We start from the raw sequence: 13,781 nt of genomic DNA on the forward strand, positions 1-13,781 counted from the left end.
TTTTGAAATTCCGCCTGTTTTCGCGGCACTGGCCGCGAAAGGCAAGAGCCTTGCAAGCGCATTATAGGCACCGCAGCAAGGAATGCGTTCCAGGATGGCCCGATTCCGGCGCAAAACCTTGACGCTAGAGCTGTTTCATGGTGAAGGTCCACCCAAATTTTCAAGCAATTCGGACGTAGCATCCCATGAGTACAGAACGTTACAATCCGCGCGATGCGGAACCTCGTTGGCAGGAAAAATGGTCTGAGGCGAAAATCTTCGAGACCGATAACAACGATCCTCGCGAAAAATACTACGTACTCGAGATGTTCCCCTACCCGTCTGGCCGCATTCATATCGGCCACGTGCGCAATTATGCCATGGGCGATGTCGTGGCCCGCTACAAACGCGCCCGCGGCTATAATGTCCTGCATCCAATGGGTTGGGACGCTTTCGGGATGCCGGCCGAAAACGCTGCCATGCAGAACAAGGTTCATCCCAAGGACTGGACCTATCAGAACATCGCCTCCATGCGCGCCCAGCTGAAATCCATGGGCCTGTCGCTGGACTGGTCGCGTGAATTCGCCACCTGCGATGTCGAATATTACCAACGCCAGCAATATCTCTTCCTCGACATGATGGAAAAGGGCCTGGTCTATCGCAAGCAGTCCAAGGTCAACTGGGACCCGGTCGATCAAACGGTTCTGGCCAATGAACAGGTGATTGATGGCCGCGGCTGGCGCTCCGGCGCTTTGGTCGAGCAGCGCGAACTGACCCAATGGTTCTTCAAGATCACCGATTTCGCCCAGGATCTGCTGGATGCGCTGGATACGCTGGATCATTGGCCGGAAAAAGTTCGGCTGATGCAAAAGAACTGGATCGGTCGCTCAGAAGGTCTGGCCATTCGCTGGGAGATCGCCGCTGGCACCGGCCCGCAGGGCTTTACCGACGTGCAGGTCTATACGACCCGCCCTGACACGCTGTTCGGTGCAAGCTTCCTGGCAATCGCCGCCGATCACCCACTGGCCAAGGCACTGTCGGAAACATCCAGCGACATTGCTGCCTTCTGCGACGAATGCCGCAGGGCAGGGACCTCGCTGGCTGCGCTGGAAACCGCCGAGAAAAAGGGCTTGGACACTGGCATCAAGGTCAAGCATCCGCTTGATCCCGCTTGGGAATTGCCGGTCTACATCGCCAATTTCGTGCTGATGGACTATGGCACGGGCGCGATCTTCGCCTGCCCGTCCGGAGACCAGAGAGATCTGGATTTCGCCCGGAAATACGGTTTGCCGGTCGTGCCGGTCGTCATGCCGAGAGATGGTGACGCCGCAAGCTTTACCGTCGGCGATACCGCCTATGACGGTGACGGCGTGATGATCAATTCCCGCTTTCTGGACGGTTTGACGACACAGGAAGCCTTTGATGTCGTCGCAGGCAAACTCACCGCTGCACAGCTCGGTAATGAACCTGTCGCAGAGCGCCGGGTAAACTTCCGCCTGCGCGACTGGGGCGTGTCACGCCAGCGCTATTGGGGCTGCCCGATCCCGGTTATTCACTGTGATGACTGCGGTGTTGTTCCGGTTCCGAAACAGGATCTGCCGGTCAAGCTGCCGGATGACGTCACCTTCGACGTACCCGGCAACCCGCTGGACCGCCACCCAACCTGGCGCAACGTTTCGTGCCCGTGCTGTGGCAAGGCAGCCCGGCGTGAAACCGATACGATGGACACATTTGTCGATTCCAGCTGGTATTACACCCGTTTCACGGCACCATGGGAAGATAAGCCGACCGACCCGGCTGTGGCCAATCATTGGCTGCCAGTCGATCAATATATCGGCGGCATCGAGCACGCGATCCTTCACCTGCTCTATTCCCGCTTCTTCACCCGCGCCATGCGCGAGACCGGCCATGTGGCCGTCAGCGAGCCATTCAAGGGTCTGTTTACCCAAGGCATGGTCGTACACGAGACCTACCGTCTTGGCAGTGGCGCCAATGGCCAATGGGTGGCGCCTGCGGATATCCGTGTCGAGGATGTCGATGGCGCACGCCGCGCCTTCCTTCTGTCCTCCGGCGAGGAAGTGACGATCGGCTCCGTTGAAAAAATGTCGAAGTCGAAAAAGAACGTCATCGACCCCGATGATATTCTGGGCTCCTACGGCGCCGATACCGCCCGCTTTTTCGTTTTGTCGGACTCGCCACCGGACCGCGACGTGATCTGGTCGGAAGCCGGTATCGAAGGCTCGCATCGCTTCGTCCAGCGGCTTTGGCGGCTGGTTTCCGAGGCTGCCGACGTGCTGAGAACGTCTGCATCGACTCCGGCTAAGGATGGTGCGGGCAGGGCAGTTTCTCAAGCTGCCCACAAGACCTTGCAGGCTGTCGGTGCCGATCTGGACAAACTGGCCTTCAACAAGGCTGTGGCGCGGATCTACGAGTTGCTCAACACTCTGGCAGCGCCGCTGACGCAGGTGGCATCCGGAAACGCAGATACCAGCTTCGTCGCTGCGGTGCGCAACGCCACGGAAATACTGATCCAGATCATTGCTCCAATGATGCCGCATCTGGCAGAAGAATGCTGGGCGGTGTTGGGCCATTCCGGAATGGTGTCGCAAGCAGACTGGCCGGTTTTCCACGCTGAATTGGTGGCTGAAAACGAAGTGGTCATGCCGGTGCAAATCAACGGCAAGAAGAAGGCCGAATTGACAATCGGTCGCGATGCGGATCAGAATGCCGTCAGCCAAGCGGTGCTCGATCTGGATGCCGTCAAAGCCGCTCTTCAAGGGCAAACGCCTAAGAAGATCATTGTGGTTCCGCAGAGGATTGTGAACATTGTCGTCTGATTCACGCGTAAATCTATCCCGTCGCGCGGTTCTTGCCGCGTCCGTTGGTCTGCTTGGCGCCCTCGCGGGTTGTCAGGTCAGGCCGCTCTATGGGGAGGCTCTTGGCACCCGTAAGCTGATGGCCTCCATTGGCTTCTCTCCAGCAACGGACAGGGTGGGGCAGGAGGTTCGCAACCGATTGATCTTCCTCGCCGCTGGCGGGCAGGGCGAGCCGGCGCATCCTGAATATCTCGTCACCCTGGTCGTTCATACCGACACGACGGAAGTCCTGATCAACGAAAGTACCGACCGTGCGACAGCCGGTCGCGTGACAGTCAGCGCAGACTATACATTGAAGAAGGCAAGTGACCTTTCGGTTATGCGTATTGCCCATCGCCAGTCCGTCGCGCTGGTTGATTTTCCGACCCAGGAGTTTGCCAAGCTTCGCGCTGTAAGAGATGCTGAAAATCGCGCTGCGCGGGAATTGGCAGAGTTGATCTCTGCAGATTTGGCTAGCCTGCTGGTTCGTAAATAATAAACGCGGGTTTTGCCAACATGGAGAGCCCGGTATCCTTCGATAGGATGTGCATGAAATCGCAATGGCACAGCGCTATGGTTTGCTTGGGATCACATTGAACCAGACAATCATAGACATCCTTCAATCCGCTTGTCTCTTTGGAAAACCGATTCTACTTTCACTGACAAACTCCAGGGCATCATGCGTTTAATCAAACGCATGATGCCCTATCACTTTAAATTTGCTGCACTGCCTGTCTGATACACGGTCAAGCGGAGAGACTTGAAGCCCATGGTTGAAGTCAAGTCACACGAATTCGATGGCTTTCTGCAAAAATCAGTCCGCCACTACAAGATGTTTCTGGTCTATGGCCCGGATGTTGGCCTTGTGGCGGAGCGCGCGGCAGCCCTTGCCAAATCGACTGGCGTTGCGCTTGACGATCCCTTCTCGGTCATTCGGCTGGATAGCGGCGACCTGCAGAGCGATCCGGGAAAACTATTGGATGAAATGAACGCCCTCGGCCTATTCGGCGGTGATAGGCTTGTCTGGATCCGTGGTATCGCCAATGAAAAGAGTGTGGTCGATGGGCTGCAAATTCTTGCGAAGGATCCGCCAGACTCCAGTTGTCTCATCTTGGAGGCTGGGGATCTCAAAAAGGGATCAGCGACCCGGAAAATAGCCGAGCCAGCCCGCAATATCGCAGTTATTCCCTGCTATCAGGACGATGCACGCGCCATCAATGCCTTGATTGACGCGGAATTCAGCGCCGCAGTAAAGAGACTGACGCCTGCGGCTCGTTCACTGCTCAGTGAAAGTCTAGGCGGTGACCGCCGCGCATCTCGCAATGAGATATCCAAGCTGCTGCTCTATTGTCTGCATGACGATCTCGTCGATGAAACCCATGTCGAGCAGATTATTGGCGATGCCAGCGCCGTTTCGACGGACGAAGCGGTAGATGCCGTGCTTGCTGGCAATTCCGACGCCCTCTTGCATGCCGTCCAGAAAATTGCCACCTCCAAAACACCGATGTTCCTCGTTCTTCAGGGGTGCCTTCGACAGTTTCAATTGCTGGACATTATGCGAAGTGAGATGGATGAAAAACGCCAACAGGCTGGCCAAGTCATGCAAACGCTTGGCCGTCAGGTACATTTCAAGCGAAAGCCACTGTTTGAAAAATCTTTAAAGAATTGGCCGTCCGACGCCCTTTCAGTCGAGATGCGCCGATTACAGGCAGCTATTCTCGCCAGCAGACGTCAGCCATCTTTAGAAGACAGCCTGTCGCTTCAAACCCTTCTGGCTATTACCCTGCAATCGGCAAGGAGAAGCCGCCAGTAACTTTTCCTGCTTGCCATTTCACGCTCGGGAAATGGCAAAGAATATTGTCTTCTGCTTTATTTGGAAGATAAACGGCAACTCAAAAGTCCAGTCAGAGGCTAGCGCGCCTCAAGCAACCGGCAAATTTCTTCAAGCTGCTCCAGGGTTTTGTAATTGATTCGAAGCTGGCCACCGCCACCTTTGTGATTGATCGATACATCCAACCCCAAACGATCCGACAGGCTTCTCTCCAATGCGACTGTATCAGAATCCTTTGCAGGCGCCACGTGCGGCTTTGGCTGGCCTTGGCCCTTGATGTCGTTTTGCGCCAGACGCTCAGCATCTCGGACCGACATGCCCTTGGACACGATCTGACGGGCCAAGCTATTTGGGTCCGATGTCGAGACCAAAGCACGCGCATGACCGGCAGACAGAGAACCGTCTGCAAGCATATCGCGCACTGGATCAGGAAGCTTCAAAAGCCGCAGGCTGTTGGCCACATGGCTGCGGCTCTTGCCGATAATCTCCCCGAGATCATTCTGGGTATATCCATGTTCTGCAATCAGTTGTTCATATCCCATCGCCTCTTCGAGCGGATTGAGATCGGCACGTTGAACGTTTTCGACAATTGCCAATTCCAGAGCGGTGCGATCATCCACATCCCGAACAATGACGGGTATTTCCACCAATCCGGCGAGCTGGGCTGCCCGCCACCGACGTTCGCCAGCAATGATCTCGTAACGGCCCGTTGCAATCGTTCGCACCACGACTGGCTGCACAATGCCGTGCTGGCGAATGGAGCCGGCAAGTTCCTGAAGAACCGTTTCGTCAAAGTAACGACGAGGATTGCGTGGATTACGGGACACAAATTCAATCGGCACCATCCGGTCGGCGGAGACCACAGCTCTGCTTTCATCGACAGGAACAGGTTGATCCATTTCGCCAATCAAAGCGGCTAAACCACGACCAAGACGCCGTTTCGAAATATCGTCATTCATCACGAACCTCTTCGTTCACTCTTCACGCTGGAATAGGCTTCCACTCGCCGCGTCTACACCATTCAAATCGCCAAAACCACATCCATAGGCGCGGGATAGACGATCTAAGCCGCGCGACGTTGCCGCTCCCTTTGGATAACTTCTGACGCCAGTTGCAGATAAGCCTGGCTGCCTGCGCATTTCAGGTCATAAAGAATAGCCGGCTTGCCATAAGACGGTGCTTCCGAGACCCTGACATTGCGTGGAATGAGCGTGTGATAGACCTTTTCACCCAGATGGCTACGGACGTCTGTCACCACCTGCTGAGCGAGATTATTCCGGGAGTCGAACATCGTCAGAACAATGCCTTGGATATCCAAGGTGGGATTAACGTTGCGCCTGACCTGACCAATCGTTTCAAGCAATTGGCTAAGACCTTCCAATGCGAAAAACTCACATTGCAGCGGCACCAGAATAGAATGCGCCGCAGCCATGGCGTTCATTGTCAGCAAATTAAAAGAGGGAGGGCAATCGACCAGAACATAGGAATAGGCCAATCCATCTTGAGACTGTAAGGCAGCTTTCAAGCGAAATACGCGATCCGCTTTCTGGGCGATTTCCATCTCAAGGCCTAGCAAATCGAGGGTGGAGGGTACAATCGACAGATTAGGCACCGCAGTATCGATAACCGTTTCGGAAACGCTATGGCTTCCAATCAATAAATCATAGGAGGACAATTTGCGGTCACGGCGGTCAATTCCCAAACCCGTGCTTGCATTGCCTTGAGGATCGAGATCGACAATCAATACTCTTTCGCCAATCGCAGCCAATGCGGTTGCAAGATTAATGGCGGTCGTCGTCTTGCCGACACCGCCTTTTTGATTGGCAATCGTTATGATCCGGTTCTTCTCGTAGGGCATGAGGTCACCTGACTGATCTTACTTTGATCGTGCAAGCCCGCTCACTTCCAGGATGACAGAGTCGGCTTCAAGCACGCTAGGATGTATTATCAGATCAAACGTCCATCGGTCACGCGCATTGTTAACTTCAGACTGGTAATCCCGACCTTTATGCAGGAGAAAATTAAGATTTTTGTTTTTTTCGGCCCAAGGAGAGGCATAAGAGAAAAGCAGATCGAGATCCGCAAGCGCTCGTGCCGAAATTGTATCGCAATCCGACAGACTTTTATGTGCCTCTTCGATTCGCACGGGATGAACCCTGCCTCGGGCGCCGGTTTCCATCAGAGCCGTGCGGAGGAAAGCTGCTTTTTTGTTATTGCTCTCGACCAAATCAACCCAGCCGTCGCTCTTTTCCGACAATAAAATCGCAGTAATGACGCCCGGAAATCCGCCACCACTTCCCAAGTCGATCCAGTGCTGTGGGTTCGGACGAAGCTTAAACAGCTGCGCGCTATCAATGACATGTCGATGCCAGATCTGATCTTTCGTTGAATTGGCAACAAGGTTGATGACCTTGGACCACTTGCCAAACAGATCGACGAAATGATCCAGTTTTTCGTATGTTTCACGTGAAACACGTAGACCGGTAAGCCGCTGAAAGAGACTCGCGGACATTGCATCAACCGACATGTCGCAACATACCCTTGTTTAAGAAAGCGATAAGCAGAGAAATGGCCGCGGGGGTCATGCCCTCGACCTTCGCCGCCTGAGAGAGATTCTCAGGACGGGTCTTTTCCAGTTTCTGCTTTAGCTCGTTGGATAGGCCCGATAGGGAAGCATAATCGAAATCCTTTGGAATCAGTCTATCTTCATCTCGTTTGGTTGCGGCAATATCGGCATTTTGTCGATCCATATAAACAGCATAGGTCGCGTGAATTTCAACAGCCTCCGCGACCTTACTATCCAAAGCATCAAGTTCAGGCCAGAGCCGGGAGAGATCGGCAATCGAAATATCGGGATAGGCCAACAGCTCAAGAGCAGTGCGCCGGCGCCCGTCCTGATTAACAGGGATGCCAACGGCAGCGGCTTCATTGGGTGTTAGTTTCCTCGTCTCAAGCATATTGATGGTGTCATCAATCTGATGCCTGTAGTCTTTAAACCGTTTTTCTTGGTCTGAAGCGATACATCCGAGCGCGATACCAATAGGCGTCAAACGCATATCGGCATTATCTGCCCGAAGCGACAAACGAAACTCCGCACGTGAGGTGAACATCCTATAGGGTTCAGTCACGCCATGGCTGATCAAATCATCAATCATCACGCCAATATACGATTGAGCCCGGCTGAAATGAACCACGTCCTGGCCGCCTGCCGTGCGTGCGGCATTCAATCCTGCCACCAGGCCTTGTGCCGCAGCTTCTTCGTAACCAGTGGTTCCATTGATCTGCCCAGCGAGATAAAGACCACTCAGGCGTTTCAACTCGAGGCTTGCCGACAATTCCCGCGGGTCTATGTGGTCATATTCGATTGCATAAGCGCTCTGGAGAATAGTCACATTTTCCAAGCCAGGCAGTGTTCTCATGAACTCTTTCTGCACGGACTCCGGCAAAGACGTCGATATTCCATTCGGATAAACCGTATGGTCATCCAGACCCTCAGGCTCAAGAAAAACCTGATGGCCATCCCTATCTCCAAACCGGCTGATCTTATCCTCAATCGAAGGACAGTAGCGTGGGCCGACACCTTCGATCTGCCCAGAATACATGGCAGAGAGATGAATATTATCTCGAATGATTGTGTGGGTTGCGGCAGTGGTTCGAGTGATTCCACATTCGATCTGACGATTGGTAATCCGATCGGTCATGAACGAGAACGGGACTGGTTGCTCATCAGCCGCCTGCATTTCGAGCTGTGCCCAGTCAATAGTTCGACCATCCAACCTGGCCGGAGTTCCGGTTTTCAACCGACCCAGCCTTAGGCCCAACCGCCCCAATGTCGCGCTCAAACCGAGCGAAGGGGCTTCGCCAACACGTCCGGCCGGAATTTTTGTCTGTCCAATATGGATGAGACCGCGCAAAAAAGTACCGGAGGTCAATATCACTGACGCGCTGGGCAGGCTTTGCCCGTCTGCCAAAATAACCCCTTTAACCGTGCCATTTTCGACGTTAAGATCGAACACATCCCCTTCGATGATCTCGAGCTGCGGATGATTGAAGAGAACATTTTGTACGGCTTGGCGGTAAAGTTTTCGGTCGGCTTGAGTTCTCGGCCCTCGTACCGCCGGTCCTTTCTTACGGTTAAGCAACCGGAACTGAATTCCAGCGGCATCGGCACATCTGCCCATGAGTCCGCCGAGCGCATCAATTTCCCGGACAAGGTGCCCTTTGCCCAAACCGCCAATGGCCGGATTGCAAGACATAACACCGATCGTATCGCGTCGATGCGTCACTAGGCATGTTCGCGCACCAAGGCGCGCACTCGCATAGGCAGCTTCACTGCCCGCATGCCCACCGCCAATCACAATCACATCAAATCGCCGCGGCATCATTTTCATCTCGACCACCAGTGTTTCACGTGAATCATTTTCCGACACAAAATTCCGAAAAGATTTTGCCCAAAAGCGTTTCGGTATCGATACGCCCAACCAGGCGACCCAGCGAGTCACTGGCCAAACGCAGGAAATCCGCCCTGATTTCCAAGCTCAGTCGCCCATCCAAAGCCTGATCAATGAAAGAAACTGCATTTCGCAGGCATTCAATATGTCGCAAGCGACTTGGGATGACTGATTCATTCTGACTAAACCGTTTCCGAATCGAATCAAGAATTACGCTTCGGACCCTATCCACATCATCTGCAACGTAAGTCGAAATGACGAGATCTCGTCCAATCTCATCACTTGCCGACACAAGATCAAGTTTTGTGCCTATGGTGATAAACGGAACCGAAACAATATTAATTGTGTGGCCTGGAGATGAAACGTCATCAAGCAACAGAACGAGATCAGCTTCTTCAACCTTGCGCAATGCTCGCCGTATGCCTTCCTGTTCGATGACCTCTTCGGTCTCTCGAATACCGGCGGTGTCATACAGGCGAACAACATATCCTTCAAGGTCTATATCACATTGCAGAATGTCCCGTGTCGTCCCGGCATAATGAGTAACGATCGCTACATCCCGACCGGCAAGCGCATTGATGAGGCTCGACTTGCCAGCGTTAGGAGGCCCAGCAATCACAACATTGAAACCGTCACGAATGATCTCACCTCGCCGGTCATCGACAATAGCCGCTGAAATCTGCGTGCGGAGGTCTGTAACGGTATCCCAAACCTGGTCTGACACCGAGCCGGGAATATCGCCTTCATCAGCAAAATCCAACTCAGCCTCAATCATCGCGCGGCCATAGATCAATTTCTCACGCCAGCTCTCATAGATACCGGTCGCGTGACCGCTGGCTTGGGCTAGAGCTTGACGCCGCTGCATTTCTGTTTCCGCTGCCAGCAGATCGGCTAGGCCTTCAATTTCAACCAAATCCAGCTTGCCGTTTTCAAAAGCCCGTCTCGAAAACTCTCCAGGTTCTGCAAGCCGGCAACCGGAGAACGAGGCCAGTGTCGAAAGCAAAACACTTACCACGGCACGACTTCCATGCACGTGCAGTTCCCCGCAATCCTCACCAGTGAACGAGGAGGGGCCGGAAAAGAAAAGCACCAGTCCGCGGTCAATCACCAGTCCATCACGGTGCCGAATCGATCGTAACGTGGCCTGGCGTGGCGCAGGAACCATCCCACAGAGTTCTGTTAGAACGGCTTGGACATCAGGACCCGATAACCGAATGACGGCTACACCACTCGGAAGCGATCCGGTGGAGAGGGCAAAAATAGTATCGCCTGCCATTGCTTGAACTCACTCCTTGAACGCGCAACCTGCCTGGTGCTTGGACACGCCAAAACCTTCATAATCAACAGTGTGCCTCAAATGCAAAACCCCCGACCTTGCGGTCGGAGGTTGAAACTATGAATCCGGCTTAAGAAAGCGAGAGCGATCAGGTATTCATCGATTCGAAGAAATCGCCATTGGTCTTCGTCTGTTTCAATTTGTCGATCAGGAATTCGATAGCGTCGGTTGTTCCCATTGGAGCAAGAATCCGGCGAAGAACAAAGATCTTCTGCAGATCCTGACGCGGCACCAGCAGGTCTTCTTTGCGCGTTCCGGATTTCAGAATATCCATGGACGGGAAGATACGCTTGTCGGCAACCTTGCGGTCAAGCACAATTTCGGAATTGCCGGTACCTTTGAACTCTTCAAAGATCACTTCGTCCATACGGCTGCCGGTATCGATCAATGCCGTTGCAATAATCGTCAGCGAACCACCTTCTTCGATATTACGCGCTGCGCCAAAGAAGCGCTTGGGGCGTTGCAGCGCATTGGCATCCACACCACCCGTCAGGACCTTGCCAGAAGACGGAACGACAGTGTTATAGGCGCGGCCAAGGCGGGTAATGGAATCGAGCAGGATGACAACGTCACGACCGTGCTCAACCAACCGTTTGGCCTTCTCAATGACCATTTCCGCGACCTGAACGTGGCGCACGGCCGGTTCGTCAAAGGTCGATGAAACGACTTCGCCCCGCACGGAGCGCTGCATATCCGTCACTTCTTCAGGACGTTCATCGATCAGAAGAACGATCAGATAGCATTCCGGATGGTTAGCGGTAATGGAATGAGCGATATTCTGGAGCAGGACGGTTTTACCAGTCCGCGGCGGCGCGACGATCAAACCGCGCTGGCCTTTGCCAAGCGGCGCAACCAGATCGATGACCCGGGACGAAAGGTCCTTGGAAGTTGGAATCTCCAGTTCCATCTTGAACCGCTCATTCGGGTAGAGCGGCGTCAGGTTATCGAAGTGGACCTTATGGCGGATCTTTTCCGGATCCTCGAAATTGATCGTATTGACTTTCAGCAGCGCGAAATAGCGCTCGCCTTCCTTGGGTCCGCGGATCGGTCCTTCGACGGTATCGCCGGTCTTCAGCGAAAACCGACGGATCTGCGACGGCGAAATGTAGATGTCGTCCGGACCCGGCAAATAGTTGGCATTGGCCGAACGCATGAACCCGAAACCATCCTGCAGGACTTCGACAACGCCTTCACCAATGATTTCGACATCCTGGCTGGCCAGCATTTTCAAAATGGCAAACATCAATTCCTGTTTGCGCATCGTGCTGGCATTTTCGACCTCAAGCGATTCCGCAAAGGCCAGCAGATCGGTTGGCGATTTGCTCTTGAGTTCTTGTAGCTTCATTTCAGCCATGAAGGGGACCATAATTTAAAACTGTTGGGGAAGGCGTGCGGGGGATAAATTCGGTTCTGCCAGCGAAACCGGCGAATACGAGAAATGCATGCCATGAAGAGGGGTAGCGGGAAAATAGCGATTCATAGGGCGCGCCGCAAGAGGCGGCAGAAATTTCATTCACATTTCGGTCAACTTGTCAGTGAGAACCTTGCTTTAGAAGGGTTTTACAATGACCAGAATGACAATCACAATCATCAGGACTGTCGGGATTTCATTGAAAGCCCGCCAAAATCGCGGGGTTTTCAGATAATTGCCTTTGGCAAAGGATTTCGTGGCCATGCCGAGATATTCGTTAGCGAGGGTGAGACAAACAACCGCAGCTAGTTTTGCGTGCAGCCATCCGCCTTGGAATCCAAAAACCGACCAGGCGAGATAAAGACCCAGAATCCAGGACAGGGCCATGGCAGGACGCATGATCACATTCATCAGGCGACGCTCCATAACCGCAAATGTCTCGGCTTGGAGCGATCCCTTCGGGGCATCGAAATGGTAGATCAGCAGCCGCGGCATATAGAGCAGACCCGCCATCCAGGAGATGATCGCGATGACATGCAAGGCCTTTATCCAGAGATAGGATTGATCGGGACCAGCCCAAAACAAGGCAATCACGATCAGGCAAAAAATGGCAAGGGCCACCAGGGCCCGCAGGCGTGCGGTCTTCCCAGCTGTTTCTCCGCTTTGCCTGCCACTCATCTCATTGCACCTTTTGCCTGACATGCTGCACCAGCTCTCGCACCGTTTCCGGATCGGCTTGTGGGGTAATCCCATGGCCCAGATTGAAGATCAGCGGACCGGTCCCGAGCCGATCCAGGATCCGGTCTATGCCATCACGCATCGCCTGACCACCGGCAACCGCCAGCATCGGATCGAGATTACCCTGAACAGGTCCGTCTTTTTGCAACTCGGCGGCAAAAGACAAAGGCACACTCCAATCCAGCCCAATTGCATCAGCTCCGGTCCGGCGACGGTAATCCTTCAGGAGTGTTCCAGCCCCTTTCGCAAAACTGATGATTTTCGCGTCGGGACGGCTGAGACGCAGTTTGTCGATGATCCGTTTGACCGGCTTGACACAAAAATCTGCAAATTCCTCTTCGCCCAGAACCCCAGCCCAGGAATCAAAGATTTGCACCGCATCTGCACCAGCATCGATCTGGGCCTGCAAATATTCGGCAGAAAGATCAGCGAGGTGATCTAGAAGCCGCAGGAAAGCCTGGCGATGACGATAGGCAAACAGCCGGGCCGGGGCCTGGTCGGGTGTGCCATGCCCGGCGATCATATAGGTTGCCACAGTCCAGGGGGCACCACAAAATCCAAGCAGAGTGGTTTCATCCGGCAATGTCTGGCGCAATCGCGACACTGTTTCGATCACCGGGTTCAGATGCGGGAAAACCGATTGTTCGGGTAAAGCCAGAATCTCATCTGCGGTGATCGGCGTCATTTCAGGGCCTTTGCCTTCGGTGAAGGTGACGTTTCGATTCAGGGCATCGGGAATGACGAGAATGTCGGAAAACAGAATGGCAGCATCGAATGCGTAACGGCGGATTGGCTGGAGCGTGACTTCCGTCGCCAGTTCGGGTGAATAACAGAGATCGAGGAAACTTCCGGCCTGTGCCCGCGTTTGACGATATTCGGGAAGATAGCGGCCAGCCTGACGCATCAGCCAGATTGGCGGTGGTGAAAGGCTCTGGCCTTCAAGCACTTTCAGGACTTTACGGTTTTCAGCGCTCAAAGTCATGCCTTTCAAATTATAAAAAGAGAGATCTTTCTTTTTTCTATTTCTAAGAGTCTGTGAGTAGCAAGGGTTAAAGAGAATGCACAGATTAACGATGTTTTAAGGCGGGAAGGCCTGCGGTGGGGAGTGAACGATGGGGAATTTGGATAATTGTACCGACATATCATAAAAAGCCAATTATAATCAGAATGATAAGGTCAG

The 13,781-nt window shown here is 53.7% G+C and carries 11 protein-coding genes; 3 read left to right on the plus strand and 8 right to left on the minus strand.

What is annotated here, in order from left to right:
* The first annotated feature begins 185 nt into the window (after positions 1-185).
* The 3 genes from leuS (at position 186) to holA (ending at position 4,647) form a co-directional block, all read left to right on the plus strand.
* Positions 186-2,816 carry a leucine--tRNA ligase gene (gene leuS / locus AVI_RS17340; RefSeq protein ID WP_015917594.1) on the plus strand — a complete coding sequence of 877 codons (2,631 nt, stop codon included), beginning with the start codon at positions 186-188 and terminating at the stop codon, positions 2,814-2,816.
* Entirely contained in the window at positions 2,806-3,330 is a 525-nt protein-coding gene (gene lptE, locus AVI_RS17345; RefSeq protein WP_015917595.1) for an LPS assembly lipoprotein LptE, read from the plus strand. The genes leuS and lptE overlap by 11 nt, the downstream gene beginning before the upstream one ends.
* 273 nt (positions 3,331-3,603) lie before the next feature.
* Positions 3,604-4,647, plus strand: a complete 1,044-nt coding sequence (gene holA, locus AVI_RS17350; protein WP_015917596.1) for a DNA polymerase III subunit delta — start codon at positions 3,604-3,606, stop codon at positions 4,645-4,647.
* A 98-nt stretch (positions 4,648-4,745) separates the two neighbouring features.
* Here the strand turns inward: holA and AVI_RS17355 are convergent, their stop codons facing one another.
* The 8 genes from AVI_RS17355 to hemE all read right to left on the minus strand — a co-directional run bounded on the left by AVI_RS17355 (position 4,746) and on the right by hemE (position 13,583).
* On the minus strand, positions 4,746-5,624 hold the full coding sequence (locus AVI_RS17355) for a ParB/RepB/Spo0J family partition protein (protein WP_015917597.1): 879 nt from the start codon (positions 5,622-5,624) through the stop codon (positions 4,746-4,748).
* Positions 5,625-5,728: 104 nt separating this feature from the next.
* Entirely contained in the window at positions 5,729-6,523 is a 795-nt protein-coding gene (locus AVI_RS17360; protein WP_015917598.1) for a ParA family protein, read from the minus strand.
* Positions 6,524-6,541: 18 nt separating this feature from the next.
* Positions 6,542-7,177, minus strand: coding sequence for a 16S rRNA (guanine(527)-N(7))-methyltransferase RsmG (gene rsmG, locus AVI_RS17365; RefSeq protein WP_015917599.1), 636 nt, complete (start codon positions 7,175-7,177; stop codon positions 6,542-6,544).
* A 4-nt stretch (positions 7,178-7,181) separates the two neighbouring features.
* The gene (gene mnmG / locus AVI_RS17370; RefSeq protein WP_015917600.1) at positions 7,182-9,047 is read right to left on the minus strand and encodes a tRNA uridine-5-carboxymethylaminomethyl(34) synthesis enzyme MnmG; all 1,866 of its coding nucleotides are present in this window, start codon (positions 9,045-9,047) and stop codon (positions 7,182-7,184) included.
* A gap of 34 nt (positions 9,048-9,081) precedes the next feature.
* Entirely contained in the window at positions 9,082-10,392 is a 1,311-nt protein-coding gene (gene mnmE / locus AVI_RS17375) for a tRNA uridine-5-carboxymethylaminomethyl(34) synthesis GTPase MnmE (RefSeq protein WP_015917601.1), read from the minus strand.
* A 148-nt stretch (positions 10,393-10,540) separates the two neighbouring features.
* Positions 10,541-11,806 (minus strand): transcription termination factor Rho, encoded by a 1,266-nt coding sequence (gene rho / locus AVI_RS17380; protein WP_015917602.1) that lies wholly within the window; start codon positions 11,804-11,806, stop codon positions 10,541-10,543.
* A 195-nt stretch (positions 11,807-12,001) separates the two neighbouring features.
* A complete protein-coding gene (hemJ, locus tag AVI_RS17385; protein ID WP_015917603.1) occupies positions 12,002-12,541 on the minus strand; it encodes a protoporphyrinogen oxidase HemJ in 540 nt (179 codons plus the stop codon).
* Position 12,542: 1 nt separating this feature from the next.
* Positions 12,543-13,583 (minus strand): uroporphyrinogen decarboxylase, encoded by a 1,041-nt coding sequence (gene hemE / locus AVI_RS17390; RefSeq protein ID WP_015917604.1) that lies wholly within the window; start codon positions 13,581-13,583, stop codon positions 12,543-12,545.
* Between the last annotated feature and the right edge of the window lie 198 nt (positions 13,584-13,781).

The organism is Allorhizobium ampelinum S4 (assembly GCF_000016285.1).
In the GTDB taxonomy this organism is placed as follows: domain Bacteria; phylum Pseudomonadota; class Alphaproteobacteria; order Rhizobiales; family Rhizobiaceae; genus Allorhizobium; species Allorhizobium ampelinum.